This window comes from Streptomyces sp. NPDC045678, from assembly GCF_056432085.1.
Genome location: NZ_JBWKJS010000007.1, coordinates 484,536 through 500,091, shown reverse-complemented (window position 1 = coordinate 500,091; position 15,556 = coordinate 484,536). Strand labels below are relative to the sequence as shown.

Here is a 15,556-nt window from a genome sequence, read left to right as displayed (position 1 = left end):
CACGGTTTGTGGGGGACCTGATGGACTTCGACGCGGTGGGCTCACCCGCCCCGGCCGACCTCGCCTGGCTGAGGGGCGTCGACGCCTACACGATGGGCGCCTATCCGCAGGCGGAGGACGAGTTCCGGACGGCGGTACGGATGGATCCCGGGATGGCCGACGGCTGGCTCGGGCTGCACGCGCTGCGCATCGACACGACGACGGCGCTGCTGCGGATGTTCCAGCACCGGGGCCGGTTCGGGGAACAGCGCACGCGGCACGGCCGCGCCCTCAACTCCTGGTACTGGCTGGGCTGGTGGGTGCAGCCCGTCCTGGAGAGCACCCGCGACCTGCTGCTCGCGCACGCCTCGCACTGGCTCGACGGCCGCCACGTCCCGGAGCTCGACCGGGCGCTGGCGGGGCTTCCGCCGGTCGACACGGACCCGCAGGTGCGCTTCCTGCACGCCTGCCGCTCCTACCTGGTCAAGGACTGGGAGCAGTTGGTGCGGCACACGGACCCGCTGATCGACGACCCGTTGCTGGGCATCGAGGCCGGGCTCTTCGGCGGCATGGCACGGGTCCGCCTGGAGACGTACGGGCAGGCCGAACCGCTGTTGTCCGCCGCCCTCATGCGCTGCCGCAGCGAACAGCCGCAGCGCAAGGAGCTGCGCTACTGGCTGGCCCGCGCGCACGAGGGCACAGGACGCTCGGCCGCCGCCCTGCCGCTGTACCGCGCGGTGCACCGGGTCGACGCCTCCTTCATGGACACCTCCGCGCGGCTCGCGGCGATCTCCGAGGGCGACGGGTACGACGAGGCGGCCGACCTCGCCGCCGCGATCAGCCTCACCGGCGCGGGCCAGGACGTGCTGGAGGGGCCCGACGGCATCGACGTGCTGTTCGGCCCCGAGGGACGTGACGTGAAGGTCACCGGCCCCGAACCGCCGTCGAACGGCGGCCCTTCGGCCCCCAACGGTCCCGGCGCGCCGCCGGGCACCACCGGCCCCGCGGGCTCCCCGGGAGCCTCCGGGTCCTCGGTGCCTCCCGACCCCGACGCCGTCCGCGAGAAGGCGATCATCCCGATCAAGGCAGGCCCGCCGCAGCTGCCCCCGGGCCCCACCGACCCGGCGCTCCTGGAGGCCGCGCTCTCCGAGCTGGAGGGCATGGTCGGCATGGAGCCGGTGAAACGGCAGGTCAAGGCGCTCTCGGCGCAGCTGAACATGGCCCGTCTGCGGGCCGCGCAGGGGCTTCCCGTGCAGCCGCCGAAACGACACTTCGTCTTCTCCGGCCCCTCGGGCACCGGCAAGACCACCGTGGCCCGCATCCTCGGCCGGGTCTTCTACGCGCTCGGCCTGCTCGGCGGCGACCACCTCGTGGAGGCGCAGCGCGCCGATCTCGTCGGCGAGTACCTGGGCCAGACCGCCGTGAAGGCCAACGAACTGATCGACTCGGCGATCGGCGGGGTCCTCTTCGTCGACGAGGCGTACTCGCTCTCCAACTCCGGCTACGGCAAGGGCGACGCCTACGGGGACGAGGCCCTGCAAGTCCTCCTCAAGCGCGCCGAGGACAACCGCGACCACCTCGTCGTGATCCTCGCCGGGTACCCCGAGGGCATGGACCGGCTCCTCGCCGCCAACCCCGGGCTCTCCTCCCGCTTCACGACGCGCGTCGACTTCCCCTCGTACCGCCCGCTCGAACTCACCGCCATCGGCGAGGTCCTCGCGGCGGACAACGGCGACGTGTGGGACGAGGAGGCGCTCGAAGAGCTGCGCTCCATCGCCGGGCACGTCGTCGACCAGTCCTGGATCGACGAGCTCGGCAACGGCCGCTTCCTGCGCACGCTGTACGAGAAGAGCTGCGCCTACCGCGACCTGCGGCTCTCCGGCTACCCCGGCGAACCGGGCCGCGACGACCTGTCGACCCTGCGGCTGCCCGACCTGATGCAGGCGTACGGCGAAGTGCTCTCGGGCCGCGGACCGCAGGACACCCCGGGGATCTGACGGCCCCCGGGGGGCCCCGGTCCTGATCAGCCCGCGCGGCTGACGGCGAGCGCGGGATCCCTGGAGTCCTCCGGCGGTGTCCTCGGCACCGTGACCCGGTGCGCCGGGTCACGGACCTCCCCCACCAGGAGCTCGAGGACGTCCTCGAGGGCCACCAGGCCGAGCACCTTCCCCGACGCGTCGGCGACCTGCGCCAGGTGTGCCGCGGCGCGGCGCATCACGGTCAGGGCGTCGTCCAGCGGGAGCTCGGCGCCCAGCGTGGTCATCGGGCGCCACACCTGCTGCGGCACGGCACGCTCGGTCTCCTCCAGGTCCAGTACGTCCTTGACGTGGAGGTAGCCCATGAACGCGCCGTTCTCCGCGCGGACCGGGAAGCGCGAGTAGCCGGTGCGGCCGGTGAGTTCGATGACCCCGGCCGGGGTGACCGAGGGACCGACGGTGACCAGCGACACCGGGTCGAGCAGGACGTCGGTGACCGGGCGCGAGCCCAGCTCGAGGGCGTCCTCCAGGCGCTCCTGCTCGACGGGGTCGAGCAGTCCCGCCTGACCCGAGTCCTCGACGAGGCGGCCCAGCTGCACACTGGTGAACACCGCCTCGACCTCGTCCTTGGGCTCCACCCCGAAGAGCCGAAGGACGACCCGGGCGCACGCGCCGAGCGCCACGGTCACCGGCCGGCACAGCCGCGCGAAGGCGACCAGGCCCGGGCTGAACCAGAGGGCGGTCTTCTCGGGCGCCGCCATCGCGAGGTTCTTCGGGACCATCTCGCCGATGACGAGGTGGAGGAAGACGACGACGGCGAGCGCGATCACGTAGCCGAGGGGGTGGATCATGCCCTCGGGCAGGTGGACCGCCTCGAAGACCGGCTCCAGGAGGTGGGCCACGGTCGGCTCGGCGACCGCGCCGAGCGTCAGCGAGCAGACGGTGATGCCGAACTGGGCGGCCGCCATCATCTGCGGCAGATGCTCCAGGCCGTACAGGACCTGGCGGGACCGCTTGGTGCCCAGGGGCTCGATCTGGCTGCGGCGCACGGACACGAGCGCGAACTCGGCCCCCACGAAGAAGCCGTTGGCGAGCACGAGGAGGACGGCGAAGAGGAGTTGCAGCAGACTCATCGGAGCGCCTCCGCGGCTTCCATGACGGCGAAGGCCTCCTGGGTGCGGACGATCCGCACCCGCTCCGCGCGGTAGTGCCCGACCTGGCGCACCGAGAGCCGCAGGCCCGGGAGTTCGGCCCGGTCGCCGGGGGCCGGGATGCGCCCGAGCAGGTCGGCGACGAGTCCGGCCACCGTTTCGTATGGGCCCTCGGGCACGTCGAGGCCCGTGCGCCGGAGCGTGTCGACGCGGCAGCTGCCGTCGGCGTCCCAGGCCGCTCTGCCGTCCTCGGCCGGCACCGGGCAGAGCTCGGGCAGGTCGAGGTGGTCGTGCTCGTCGCGGACCTCGCCGACGAGTTCCTCGACGATGTCCTCCAGGGTGACGACGCCCGCCGTGCCGCCGTACTCGTCGACGACGACGGCGATGGGCTGCTCGCTGCGCAGCCGCTCCAGGAGGGGCTGCACCGGCAGGGTCTCCGGGACGAGCAGCGGGGACTTCGCGATGCGGCCCACGGGCGTCCTGAGGCGTGCGTGGGCGGCCACCGCGAGGGCGTCCTTGAGGTGGACCATGCCGACGATTTCGTCGATCCGTTCGGTGTAGACCGGGAAGCGGGACAGGCCGGTGGCGCGGGTCAGGTTCACGACGTCCTCGGCGGTCGCCGACGACTGCAGCGCGCTGACCTTCACGCGCGGCGTCATGACGTGCTGCGCGGTCAGCTCCGCGAGGGAGAGGGTCCGCACGAACAGGTCGGCGGTGTCCTGTTCCAGGGCACCGGCCTGGGCCGAATGCCTGGCCAGGGAGACCAGTTCGCCGGGGGTGCGGGCCGACGCCAGCTCCTCGGCGGGCTCGACGCCGAGCGTGCGCACCAGACGGTTGGCCACGGCGTTCAGGAGGGCGATCACGGGCCGGAAGAGCCGCGCGAACACGTGCTGCGGGCCCGCGACGAACCGCGCGACCTGGAGCGGCCTCGACACGGCCCAGTTCTTGGGCACGAGCTCGCCGACCACCATCTGCACGGCGGACGCGAGCAGCATGCCGACCACCACGGAGACACCGCCGACGGCTCCCCCGGGGACGCCGACGGCCGTGAACGGGCCCGCGAGCAGGTGCGCGAGGGCCGGTTCGGCGAGCATGCCGACGACGAGCGAGGTGATGGTGATGCCGAGCTGGGTGCCGGAGAGCTGGAAGGACAGCTCCTTGAGGGCGTCGACGACCGTACGGGCCCTTCGGTCGCCGTCCGCCGCGGCCTTCTCCGCGTCCGGCCGCTCCACGGTGACGAGGCCGAACTCGGCCGCCACGAAGAAGCCGTTGGCGAGAATCAGCAGGAATGCCGCACCGAGAAGCAGCAGGGGCACTGTCATGCCGCCGCCTCTCCGGTCGTGCCGGTCCCGGTATGTCGGGAGGGGGCGGCGCAGGTACTACAGGACGATCCGTCCATCGCCGGAGGGAGTCACTCCTCGGGTAGCAGGAGCCCCTGGGAGCCGGGCGGGCCCGTCAGGGGCGGGGCGGCACTTCATGCACGCCCCGCCACCAGGTTAATCAAGACCGGGCGCGGAACGTCCAGTCGTGCGGGCGTCCGCGAGGGCACGCAGGGCGCGGGCGTCGCCGATGGCCTGCTGCTTGCCGATGCCCGGCTGGATGCCCATGGCGGGCAGGCTGGTGCCGTCGCTGAGGTTCAGGAACACCCAGGGGTCGCCGGGACGGAGGTTGACCTGCACGATCTCGGCCCAGGCGAGGCGGCGGCTCGTCGCGATGTTGACGACGGTGACGCCGGACTCGTCGGCGACGACCTTGGGCCTGCTGAGCAGCACGAGCACGCCGCAGAGCAGCGCGCCGGTGAAGACGAAGCTGGCCCGCTCCCCCGGGCTGAGCGTGGGCAGCAGGAACGCGATCGCCGTGATGACCACGAAGATCGCGACGCCCGCGGTGAGCAGGACGGCCCGGGTCCGCGTCGGCCGGAAGGTGACGGGGAGGGCGGGGGCGGCGGGGCTGTCGGACATGCGGCGGGTGCTCCTGCCGGGTCGGGGCCGGTCAGAGGCGGCAGGCGTGGATGGCCGTGGTCAGGATGGCCCGCGCGCCGATGGCGTACAGGTCGTCCATGATCCGCTGGGCCTCCTTGGCGGGGACCATCGAGCGGACGGCGACCCAGCCCTCGTTGTGCAGCGGAGAGATCGTCGGCGACTCGAGGCCGGGGGTGAGGGCGACGGCCTGCTCCAGGTGCTCGGCGCGGCAGTCGTAGTCCATCATCACGTACGACCTGGCGACGAGGACGCCCTGGAGGCGGCGCAGGAACTGCTGCACCTTCGGGTTGTCGGTGTCGGCGCCGGTGCGCCGGATGACGACGGCCTCGGACTTCATGATCGGGTCGCCGAAGACCTCGAGGCCGGCGTTGCGCAGGGAGGTGCCGGTCTCGACGACGTCCGCGATGACCTGGGCGACGCCCAGCTCGATGGCGGTCTCGACGGCGCCGTCCAGGTGCACGACGGAGGCGTCGACGCCCTGCTCGGCGAGGTGCTTGGCGACGATGCCCTCGTAGGAGGTAGCGACGGTCTTGCCCGCGAGGTCCTTGATGTCGCTCGCCGTTCCGGGCTTCGCGGCGAAGCGGAAGGTGGAGCGGGCGAAGCCGAGCGGCAGGATCGCCTCGGCGTCGGCCCCGGAGTCGATCAGCAGGTCCTCACCCGTGATGCCGATGTCGAGCCTGCCGGTCGCGACGTAGATCGCGATGTCCTTGGGCCGCAGGTAGAAGAACTCGACCTCGTTGTCGGGGTCGACGAGGACGAGCTCCTTCGACTCCTTGCGCTGCTGGTATCCGGCCTCATGGAGCATCGCCGACGCAGGTCCGGACAGTGAACCCTTGTTGGGGACGGCGATGCGCAGCATGAGGCGGGATTCCTTTGCGTGATGGGTGGGTTGAGCTGGCTTACTGGACGTACGGCTCAGAGGTGGGCGTAGACGTCGTCGAGGGAGATGCCGCGGGCGACCATCATCACCTGTACGTGGTACAGGAGCTGCGAGATCTCCTCGGCGGCGGCTTCCTTGCCCTCGTGCTCGGCGGCCATCCACACCTCGGCGGCCTCTTCGACGACCTTCTTGCCGATGGCATGGACGCCCTTGTCGACCAGCTCGGCGGTGCGGGAGGTCGCGGGGTCGCCGTTGGCGGCCTTGTGCTGGAGCTCGGTGAAGAGCTCCTCGAAAGTCTTCTTGGACATGATGGTCGCCACTCTACGCGGCCGGGCGGTCCCCCTCAGCGCCAGGGTTCGGAGACGGTACGGAGCGTGGTGGCGGTGGCGACGGCCGCGGTGACCGCTTCGTGGCCCTTGTCCTCGCTGGAGCCCTCGATGCCCGCGCGGTCCAGTGCCTGCTCCTCGGTGTCGCAGGTCAGCACGCCGAAACCGATCGGGACTCCGGTGTCGACGGAGACCTGGACGAGGCCCTGGGTGACGCCCTGGCACACGTACTCGAAGTGCGGGGTGCCGCCGCGGATGACGACGCCGAGCGCGACGATCGCGTCGTATCCGCGTCCGGCGAGGACCTTGGCCACGACGGGCAGCTCGAAGCTGCCGGGAACGCGCAGCACGGTCGGCTCGCTGATGCCGAGCTCGGTCAGGGCGCGCAGGGCGCCGTCGACGAGGCCGTCCATGACCTTGTCGTGCCACTGCGCCGCGATGACCGCGACCCGCAGATCGCCGCAGTTCTTCACACTCAGTTCGGGTGCACCCTTGCCGCTCACGCGCTTCTCCTCAGGATCTTCCGACCGTGGTCGGTGCTCGGTGGTCGGTGCTTACTGGTTGCCGCAGGCGGACACGTCGGTGGTGTCCAGCCAGGGCAGGTCGTGCCCCATCCGGTCCCGCTTGGTGCGCAGGTACCGAAGATTGTGTTCGCCGGCCTCGACGGGCATGGGCTCGCGCCCGGTGACCTTGAGGCCGTGCCGCAGGACCGCGTCGGTCTTGTCGGGGTTGTTGGTCATCAGCCGGACGCCGCGGACACCGAGGTCGCGCAGGATCTGCGCGCCCGCGCCGTAGTCCCGGGCGTCGGCGGGCAGGCCGAGCTCCAGGTTGGCGTCGAGGGTGTCGCTGCCCTGCTCCTGGAGGGCGTACGCGCGCAGCTTGGACAGCAGGCCGATGCCGCGGCCCTCGTGTCCGCGCAGGTAGACGACGACGCCGCGGCCCTCGTCGGTGATGCGCTTCATGGACGCCTCCAGCTGCGGGCCGCAGTCGCAGCGCAGGGAATGGAAGACGTCGCCGGTGAGGCACTCGGAGTGGAGGCGGACCAGGACGTCCTCGCCGTCGCCGAGGTCGCCGTGGACGAGGGCGACGTGCTCGACGCCGTCGACGGTGGAGCGGTAGCCGTGCGCCGTGAAGTCGCCGAAGGCGGTGGGCAGGCTGACCTCGGCCTCGCGGCGGACGGTGGGCTCCGCGGAGCGTCGGTAGGCGATGAGGTCCTCGATGGAGATGATCGTCAGGCCGTGCTTGCGGGCGAAGGGGATCAGCTCGGGCAGGCGGAGCATCTTGCCGTCCTCGCCGGCGATCTCCACGATGGCCCCGGCGGGGCGCAGTCCGGCGAGCCGGGCGAGGTCGACGGCGGCCTCGGTGTGGCCGTCGCGCGTGAGAACGCCGCCGGACTTGGCGCGCAGCGGGAAGATGTGCCCGGGGCGCACGAAGTCGTCGGCGGTCGCCGCGCCGCCCGCGAGGAGCTGGAGCGTGGTGGCGCGGTCGTCGGCCGAGATGCCGGTGCTCACGCCGTGCGCGGCGGACGCGTCGACGGAGACGGTGAAGGCCGTGCTCATCGACTCGGTGTTGTGCTCGACCATCTGCGGGAGCCGGAGGCGGTCGAGCTCCTCGGCCTCCATGGGCGCGCAGATCAGGCCGCGGCACTCGCTCATCATGAACGCGACGATCTCGGGGGTCGCCTTCTCGGCGGCGACGACGAGGTCGCCCTCGTTCTCGCGGTCCTCGTCGTCGACGACCACGACGGGGCGGCCCGCGGCGATGTCGCGGACGGCCTGCTCGACGGGGTCGAGGGAGAGGTCGAGGGTGTCTTCTTCACTGGCGGTGCCGTGCCAGACGGGTGCCACAGTCATGCCGGGGCTCCTTCCATGACGGGCTGCGAGGCGGCGGTGCGGGAGCGCAGCCACCAGTCGCGCAGGCCCCAGAGGACGAGGGCGAGGTAGACGACGTACACGAGTCCGGAGAAGGCGAGGCCACTGCTGAAGGCGAGCGGCACGCCGACCACGTCGACGAGCAGCCAGGCGAACCAGAACTCGACGAGCCCGCGGGCCTGGGCGACCATCGCGGCGAGCGTGCCGACGAATATGTACGCGTCGGGCCAGGGGTTCCAGGAGAGGTCGGGGACGGCGCTGAAGAGGGCGCCGACGGCGAGGGTGCCGACCGCGGTGCCCGCGACGAGGACGCCCCGCTCCTTCCAGGTGGCGAACCGGATGGCGATGGAGCCGTCCTGCGCCTGCTGCCTGCCGCGCGTCCACTGCCGCCAGCCCCACACCGCGACGCCGATGACGAGGAGCTGCTTGCCGACGCCGCCGGAGAGGTGCGCGGAGGCGTACGCGGCGACGAGGATGACGCCGGACAGGAACTGGGCGGGCCAGGTCCAGATGGAGCGCCGCCAGCCGAGCGCGAGGGCGATCAGGCCGACGGTGTTGCCGATCATGTCGGACCAGAGGATGTGCTGGTCGAAGGCCGTGAAGGCTTCGGAGTTCAGCCAGTTCACTGTGCGGCCCCCTGCTGGTGTGCACGGTCGCCGAGCAGGCGCTCGACGTACTTGGCGATGATGTCGACCTCGAGGTTGACCGGGTCGCCGGGCTGCTTGATGCCGAGCGTGGTCAGCGCGAGGGTCGTGGGGATGAGGCTGATGGTGAAGAAGTCGGGGCCCGCGTCGACCACCGTGAGGCTGACGCCGTCGACGGTGATGGAGCCCTTCTCGACCACGTAGCGGGAGAGGCCGGCGGGGAGCGCGATCTTGACGATCTCCCAGTTGTCGGACGGCTTGCGCTCGACGATCTCGCCGGTGCCGTCGACGTGCCCCTGCACGATGTGTCCGCCGAGGCGGGCGCCCACCGACGTGGGGCGCTCCAGGTTGACGCGGGAGCCGACCGCGAGCGCCCCGAGGCTGGAGCGGTTCAGGGTCTCGGCCATCACGTCGGCGGTGAATTCGTCGCCCTCGTGCTCCACGACCGTCAGACAGACGCCGTTGACCGCGATGGAGTCGCCGTGCTTGGCGCCCTCGGTGACGACGGGGCCGCGCAGGCGGAAGCGGGAGGCGTCGGGGAGGTTCTCGACGGCGGTGATCTCGCCCAGCTCTTCGACGATTCCGGTGAACACTTCAGTGCTCCTTCGCTACGAGGGTCGCGGTGATGCGCAGGTCGGGGCCGATGCGGACGGTCTCGCTCACGTCGAGCCGCAACGCTTGGGTGATGGTCGTGATTCCGCCGCCGTCCAGGGCGGCGGGGCCCGCGCCGAGGAGGACGGGGGCGAGGTAGCCGACGACGCGGTCGACGCGGCCGGCGGCGACGAAGGCCCCGGCGAGGGTCGGGCCGCCCTCGAGGAGGACGGACCGCACGCCGCGCGCGTGGAGCTCGTCGAGGAGGGCTCGGATGTCCAGCCCGCCTTCCGCGCGCGGGAGTCGGACGGTCTCGCCCTCATGGGCGGGGGTGCTGTCGTCGGCGACGGCGACGAGGGTGGGCGCCGCGTCGTCGAGGACGCGGGCGTCCGGCGTGACGGCGGTGCCGTTCGTGTCGACGACGACGCGCAGCGGCTGTACGGCACCTTCGACGCCGCGCACGGCGAGGTGGGGGTCGTCGGCGCGCTGGGTGCCGGAGCCGACGACGACGGCGTCGCACTCGGCGCGCAGCCGGTGGACGTCGGCGCGGGACTCGGCGGAGGTGATCCAGCGGCTGGTGCCGTCGGCGGCGGCGATGCGGCCGTCGAGCGTGGCGGCGTACTTCCAGGTGACGTGCGGGCGGCCGAGCCGGACCGAGGTCAGCCAGGCGGCGTTCCCCTCGGCGGCCTCGGCCTCCAGCAGGCCCTGCTCCACCGCGATCCCGGCCGCACGCAGGGTCTGCGCGCCGCCGGTCGCGGCGGGGTCGGGGTCACCGACCGCGTAGACGACACGGGTGATGCCGGCGTCGATGAGGGCCTGCGCGCACGGTCCTGTGCGGCCGGTGTGGTTGCAGGGTTCGAGGGTGACGAGGGCGGTGCCGCCGCGGGCCCGCTCGCCGGCCGCGCGCAGGGCGTGGACCTCGGCGTGGGGGCCGCCCGCGCGCTGGTGCCAGCCTTCGCCGACGCTCTCGCCCGCGGCGTCGAGGACGACGCAGCCGACGACGGGGTTGGGGCTGGTGGCGCCGAGACCGCGGGCGGCCAGCGTGATGGCGCGCCGCATGGCGGCTGCTTCGGCTACGGCGGTGGCCACCGGGTCCTCCTGCCTCTTCGGGCACGGACTCCGGGGCGCTGTCGATGACGACAGAACGTACGGACGGAGACACCTGGAGCGACGCCTGCGCCGGATGACACCTGTCCCCGGGAAACCCGGAAACCGTTCCGGGCCGAGGCCAGGAACGAGCCATTACGGCGGCGTGCAAGGATGCCCGCCCGCCGCGCACTGCCTCCCATCCGGACTTTCACCGTCGGTCCAGGAATTTCACCTGGTCAACCGGCCACTGGAGGTGACCGGGTCGCGGACTGTAACCGCCGGTTCGGAATTACACCGACCCCGGAGTGCGCTGCTTCTGGTACGAGGCCAGTGTGCCATGGCCGGATGCGGGCCATACGGGTGAACGGTTGTGGGCTGGCTCACAGCATGATGGTTCAACATCACTTTCAACCAAGTTGGTCCAGACCTATTGACGCACTGGTCTAGTCCTCTTAATCTCACCGTCACCTCCGAGGAGCCGGAGCCGACGGCGTGCACGCCCGGGGCCCCAGAACGATCCACATCTCTGCCAGTTGTGCTGTTCCGCCCCGCTCGTGTCCCGCATCCGCCCAGGAGGCTCCCTTGTCGTCCCTCAACCGCGCGAGACCCACGCTGCTCGCGTCCGGCGCAGCCGTCGCAGGGCTGCTGCTCGGTCTGGTCTCCGGCGGCGCCGCCCCGGCCGCCGCCGCCGACGACGCGTCCTGTCGCCCCGACGGCCTCTACCAGACGCCCGGGGTGAACGTCCCCTACTGCTCCGTCTACGACAGCGACGGCCGCGAGAAGATGGGCGCCGACCACCAGCGCCGCACCATCGGCTACTTCACCGGCTGGCGCACCGGCAAGAACGGCGAGCCCGCCTACCTCGCCGACGACATCCCGTGGGACAAGATCACCCACATCAACTACGCCTTCGCGCACGTCGACAAGGACAACAAGCTCTCCGTCGGCTCCGACGGCGAGAAGAACGCCGCCACCGGCATGACGTGGCCCGGCGTCGCGGGCGCCGAGATGGACCCGGCGCTGCCCTACAAGGGCCACTTCAACCTGCTCAACAAGTTCAAGAAGCAGCATCCGAACGTCAAGACGCTGATCTCGGTGGGCGGCTGGGCCGAGACCGGCGGCTACTTCGGTGACGACGGCAAGCGCGTGGGCTCCGGCGGCTTCTACTCGATGGCCACCAACGCGGACGGCTCCGTCAACCAGGCGGGCATCGACACGTTCGCCGACTCGGCGGTCGCCTTCATCAAGAAGTACGGCTTCAACGGCGTCGACGTCGACTACGAGTACCCGACCACGATGAAGGACGCGGGCAACCCGCTCGACTACTCGATCTCCAACGCCCGCCGCGGCGGCCTCGTCAAGGGCTACGCGGCGCTCATGAAGTCCCTGCGCCAGAAGCTCGACAAGGCGGGCGCGGCCGACGGCAAGCACTACATGCTGACGGTGGCGGCCCCCTCCTCCGGCTATCTGCTGCGCGGCATGGAGACCTTCCAGGTCCAGAAGTACCTGGACTACGTCAACATCATGTCGTACGACCTGCACGGCGCCTGGAACGAGTACGTGGGTCCCAACGCCTCACTCTTCGACGACGGCAAGGACGCCGAGCTCGCGGCCGCCAACGTCTACGGCAGCTCCCAGTACGGCGGCATCGGCTACCTGAACACCGACTGGGCCTACCACTACTTCCGCGGCTCGATGCCGGCGGGCCGCATCAACATCGGCCTGCCGTACTACACCCGCGGGTTCAAGAACGTGCAGGGCGGCACCGACGGGCTGTGGGGCAAGGCGGCCGCGACCAGCTGCCCGGCGGGGTCCGGCCTGACCAAGTGCGGTGACGGCGCGGTCGGCATCGACAACCTCTGGCACGACAAGGACGACAACGGCAAGGAGTCCCCGGCGGGCTCCAACCCGATGTGGCACGCCAAGAACCTGGAGAAGGGGATCGTCGGCGACTACGTCACCAAGTACGGCTTCCCCGCGGACACCAAGCTGACCGGCACCTACGCCCGCAAGTACAGCTCCACGCTGGTCGCGCCGTGGCTGTGGAACGCGGACAAGAAGGTCTTCCTGTCGACGGAGGACGAGGAGTCGGTGGCGAAGAAGGCCGACTACGTGGTCGACCGGGGCATCGGCGGCACGATGATCTGGGAGATGGCGGGCGACTACCGCTGGAACGCCACCAAGGGCCAGTACGAGATGGGCGACACGCTCACCTCGCTGATGCACGACAAGTTCAAGAACGCGAAGCCGTACGGCGCGAAGGTCTCCAACAAGGAGCTGCCGGCCAAGGCCGTCGACATCGGTGTGGAGTTCGGCGACTTCAAGCTGGGCGACTCCAACTACCCGATCACGCCAAAGGTGAAGATCACCAACAACACGAAGACGGCGCTGCCCGGCGGCACCGAGTTCCAGTTCGACTACTCCACCGCGGCCCCGGGCAACGCCTCCGACCAGTCCGGCTTCGGTACGAAGGTGATCAGCAGCGACCACACGGGAAGCAACGTCGGCGGCCTGAAGGGCGACTTCCACCGGGTGTCGCTGAAGCTGCCCGCCTGGCAGTCCCTGGCACCCGGCGCCTCCGTGGACCTCTCCTTCAACTACTACCTGCCGGTGTCCACCCCGTGGAACTGGACGGTGAACATCAGCGGCACGACGTACGCGCTCGCCGGTGACCTGGCGCGCGGCACCACGGTCGTCGAGCCGGGCGGCGGCACGGGTCCGACCGACCCGCCGGACCCGACCGACCCGCCGACGCCGGGCAAGTGCACGGCGCCCGCCTGGGGTTCGGGCACCGAGTACGGCAGCGGATCCACCGTGTCCCACAAGTCCCACACGTGGAAGGCCAAGTGGTGGACGAAGGGCGATGAGCCCGGCGCCGGCGGCCAGTGGGGGGTTTGGCAGGATCTCGGCGCCTGCTGACCTTCCGGAGTGCTCACGCCCGCGGGATCTGGCACCCTACGGGCGTGAGCACCGCAGCGGCCCGTCACGGCGCGCTTCGCCCCGTTCGAAGGAGCGGGGCGGTCACCGGGTACGGTCGGTCGTCGTTCCGGACGGGCTGGCGTTCTTGGGACGTCGGTCGGCCGCCGCACGACGACGAAGGAGCCCTGTGATGAGCACGATGCTGGTGACCGGTGGTACGGGAACCCTCGGCCGCCTCGTGACGGAGCGGCTGCGCGCGGACGGTCACGAGGTGCGGGTGCTCAGCCGGCACACCCAGCCGTACGCCGTGGACCTGCGCGAGGGCACGGGTCTGGACGCGGCCGTCAGCGGCGTGGACGTGATCGTGCACTGCGCGACCAATCCGCGCGGCGGCGACGAGGACGCCGCCCGGAACCTGATCGCGGCGGCCGAGAAGGCCGGCGTCCCCCACCTGGTCTACATCTCGATCGTCGGCATCGACCGGGTGCCGCTCGGCTACTACAGGACGAAGCTCGCGGTGGAGCGGCTCATCGAGGAGTCCGGGCTCGGCTGGACCGTGCTGCGGGCCACCCAGTTCCACGATCTGGTCCTGCGGATCCTGGAGTCGTCGGCGAAGCTTCCCGTCATGCTGCTGCCCGGCGGGGTCAGCGACCAGCCGATCGAGGTCGGCGAGGTCGCGGACCGCCTCGCGCAGCTGGCGGCGGCGCCTCCGGCCGGGCGCGTCGAGGACATGGGAGGCCCCGAGGTCCGCACCTTCCCGGACCTGGCCCGCGCCTACCTGCGGGCGAGCGGGAAGCGGCGCGCGGTGCTGCCGGTGCCGCTCGCGGGCCGCGCCTTCCGTGCGGCACGGGCGGGCGGCCACCTGGCGCCGGACCAGGCCGTGGGCAAGCGGACGTTCGAAGAGTACCTGTCGGTGCGGTCCGGAGGCGTACGCCGGTGAGGCCGCGCCGCGGGGCTCAGTGACCCGTCCGCGGCCCGAACAGCTCGTCCTGCGCGGCGTCCCGCGCCGCGAGCAGCGCACCGCGCAGCACCGCGGCCCCGCCCAGCGTGCCGGCCCGCACCTCCGTGCGCAGGGGCGACATGGCCGCGAGGCGGTCCGTGACGCGGGCGGCGAGCTCGGCGCCGCCCGCGCGGCCCACCTCGCCGCCGAGCACCACGCAGCCGGGGTCGAGGATCGCGGCCATCGCCGCCGCGCCGACGGCCACCCGGTCGGCGACGGCGTCCAGAAAGGCGTCCTCGCCGCTCTCGACGGCGCGCCGCACCACGTCGGCGCCGGACATGCCGGGCTCCAGGATGCCGTGCGCCGCGCCGAGTTCGCGCAGGGCCGCCGCGCAGGCCAGCGAGTGGAAGCCGCCGTCGCAGCTGGTGGCCGAGGGCAGGGTGGGCGTGCCCGGTACCGGCAGGAAGCCGATCTCGCCGGTGCCGCCCGAGGCGCCCCTGCGCAGCACGCCGTCGAGCACGACGGCCGCGCCGACGCCGTCGCCGAGCCAGAGCAGCACGAACGTGTCGCGGTCGTGCGCGGCGCCGTCCCTGCGTTCGGCGCGGGCCGCGAGATTGGTCTCGTTCTCCACCAGGACCCGGGCGCCGAGCCGCTCGTGGAGGGCGCCCGCGAGGCGGCGGTGCCAGGCGGGCAGCGAGGACGTGTCGTGCAGGTCGCCGGTGGCGGGGTCGATGAGTCCCGGGGCGCCGATGCCGACGGTGTGCAGCTGCCGCACGCCGCCCTCCGCGGCCGTGCGCTCGACGAGGGCGACGGCGCGCTCGACGGCGGGTGCGGTGTCCGTGCCGCCACCGATGGGCGCGGAGGCCTCGGCGAGCACCGCGCCCAGCAGGTCGGTGACGACGACGGAGACGCTCTCGGTGCGCACGTCGAGCGCGGCGAGGTGGGCGCGGTCGGCGACTATCCCGTACAGGCGGGCATTCGGGCCGCGCCGCTGGGCACCCGCCTCGCCGACGACCGTGATGAGCCCGGAGCCCTGGAGCCGCTCGACGAGATCGGCGACCGAGGGCCGCGACAGGCCGGTGAGCTGCTTCAACTGGTTCGCCGTGAGCGGCCCTTCGCTCTGCAGGAGCCCCAGCGCGAGCCGGTCGTTGATGGCTCGGGCGGTACTCGGTGAGGCAGGCGACACAGGCATGGCCGGATCCTCCCAC

14 protein-coding genes and 1 riboswitch are annotated in these 15,556 nt (G+C 71.8%); of the genes, 3 read left to right on the top strand and 11 right to left on the bottom strand.

Annotated elements, in window-relative coordinates; all coding sequences use genetic code 11:
* Window positions 1-20: 20 nt before the first annotated feature.
* Window positions 21-1,976, top strand: coding sequence for an AAA family ATPase (locus AC07DO_RS26340; protein ID WP_479063117.1), 1,956 nt, complete (start codon window positions 21-23; stop codon window positions 1,974-1,976).
* 26 nt (window positions 1,977-2,002) lie between these two features.
* Here AC07DO_RS26340 and AC07DO_RS26335 read toward each other — a convergent pair whose 3' ends face one another.
* The 10 genes from AC07DO_RS26335 to ribD all read right to left on the bottom strand — a co-directional run bounded on the left by AC07DO_RS26335 (window position 2,003) and on the right by ribD (window position 10,459).
* Window positions 2,003-3,088, bottom strand: coding sequence for a hemolysin family protein (locus tag AC07DO_RS26335; RefSeq protein ID WP_479063115.1), 1,086 nt, complete (start codon window positions 3,086-3,088; stop codon window positions 2,003-2,005).
* Window positions 3,085-4,428 (bottom strand): hemolysin family protein, encoded by a 1,344-nt coding sequence (locus AC07DO_RS26330; protein ID WP_479063113.1) that lies wholly within the window; start codon window positions 4,426-4,428, stop codon window positions 3,085-3,087. The genes AC07DO_RS26335 and AC07DO_RS26330 overlap by 4 nt, the downstream gene beginning before the upstream one ends.
* A 174-nt stretch (window positions 4,429-4,602) precedes the next feature.
* Window positions 4,603-5,067 (bottom strand): PH domain-containing protein, encoded by a 465-nt coding sequence (locus AC07DO_RS26325; RefSeq protein ID WP_479063111.1) that lies wholly within the window; start codon window positions 5,065-5,067, stop codon window positions 4,603-4,605.
* A 31-nt stretch (window positions 5,068-5,098) separates the two neighbouring features.
* Window positions 5,099-5,947, bottom strand: a complete 849-nt coding sequence (gene hisG / locus AC07DO_RS26320; RefSeq protein WP_150219802.1) for an ATP phosphoribosyltransferase — start codon at window positions 5,945-5,947, stop codon at window positions 5,099-5,101.
* A 56-nt stretch (window positions 5,948-6,003) separates the two neighbouring features.
* Window positions 6,004-6,276 carry a phosphoribosyl-ATP diphosphatase gene (locus AC07DO_RS26315; RefSeq protein ID WP_055564821.1) on the bottom strand — a complete coding sequence of 91 codons (273 nt, stop codon included), beginning with the start codon at window positions 6,274-6,276 and terminating at the stop codon, window positions 6,004-6,006.
* A gap of 35 nt (window positions 6,277-6,311) precedes the next feature.
* Window positions 6,312-6,797: a 6,7-dimethyl-8-ribityllumazine synthase gene (ribH, locus tag AC07DO_RS26310; RefSeq protein WP_150182764.1), complete on the bottom strand. Its 486-nt coding sequence runs from the start codon at window positions 6,795-6,797 to the stop codon at window positions 6,312-6,314.
* A gap of 51 nt (window positions 6,798-6,848) precedes the next feature.
* The gene (locus AC07DO_RS26305) at window positions 6,849-8,147 is read right to left on the bottom strand and encodes a bifunctional 3,4-dihydroxy-2-butanone-4-phosphate synthase/GTP cyclohydrolase II (protein WP_479063109.1); all 1,299 of its coding nucleotides are present in this window, start codon (window positions 8,145-8,147) and stop codon (window positions 6,849-6,851) included.
* Window positions 8,144-8,731 carry a nicotinamide mononucleotide transporter family protein gene (locus AC07DO_RS26300; RefSeq protein ID WP_479063276.1) on the bottom strand — a complete coding sequence of 196 codons (588 nt, stop codon included), beginning with the start codon at window positions 8,729-8,731 and terminating at the stop codon, window positions 8,144-8,146. Before AC07DO_RS26300 ends, AC07DO_RS26305 begins: the two co-directional genes overlap by 4 nt.
* A gap of 56 nt (window positions 8,732-8,787) precedes the next feature.
* Window positions 8,788-9,402 carry a riboflavin synthase gene (locus tag AC07DO_RS26295; RefSeq protein WP_479063107.1) on the bottom strand — a complete coding sequence of 205 codons (615 nt, stop codon included), beginning with the start codon at window positions 9,400-9,402 and terminating at the stop codon, window positions 8,788-8,790.
* A gap of 1 nt (window position 9,403) precedes the next feature.
* Window positions 9,404-10,459, bottom strand: coding sequence for a bifunctional diaminohydroxyphosphoribosylaminopyrimidine deaminase/5-amino-6-(5-phosphoribosylamino)uracil reductase RibD (gene ribD / locus AC07DO_RS26290; protein WP_479063275.1), 1,056 nt, complete (start codon window positions 10,457-10,459; stop codon window positions 9,404-9,406).
* Window positions 10,460-10,671: 212 nt separating this feature from the next.
* Window positions 10,672-10,802, bottom strand: a riboswitch (FMN riboswitch).
* 269 nt (window positions 10,803-11,071) lie between these two features.
* On the opposite strand from ribD, the gene AC07DO_RS26285 reads away from it, so the two are divergent.
* Both AC07DO_RS26285 and AC07DO_RS26280 read left to right on the top strand, forming a co-directional pair.
* On the top strand, window positions 11,072-13,408 hold the full coding sequence (locus AC07DO_RS26285; protein ID WP_479063105.1) for a chitinase C-terminal domain-containing protein: 2,337 nt from the start codon (window positions 11,072-11,074) through the stop codon (window positions 13,406-13,408).
* 190 nt (window positions 13,409-13,598) lie between these two features.
* Window positions 13,599-14,348 carry an SDR family oxidoreductase gene (locus AC07DO_RS26280; RefSeq protein ID WP_479063103.1) on the top strand — a complete coding sequence of 250 codons (750 nt, stop codon included), beginning with the start codon at window positions 13,599-13,601 and terminating at the stop codon, window positions 14,346-14,348.
* 16 nt (window positions 14,349-14,364) lie between these two features.
* On the opposite strand, the gene AC07DO_RS26275 is transcribed toward AC07DO_RS26280, so the two are convergent.
* Window positions 14,365-15,540 (bottom strand): ROK family transcriptional regulator, encoded by a 1,176-nt coding sequence (locus AC07DO_RS26275; RefSeq protein WP_479063102.1) that lies wholly within the window; start codon window positions 15,538-15,540, stop codon window positions 14,365-14,367.
* Between the last annotated feature and the right edge of the window lie 16 nt (window positions 15,541-15,556).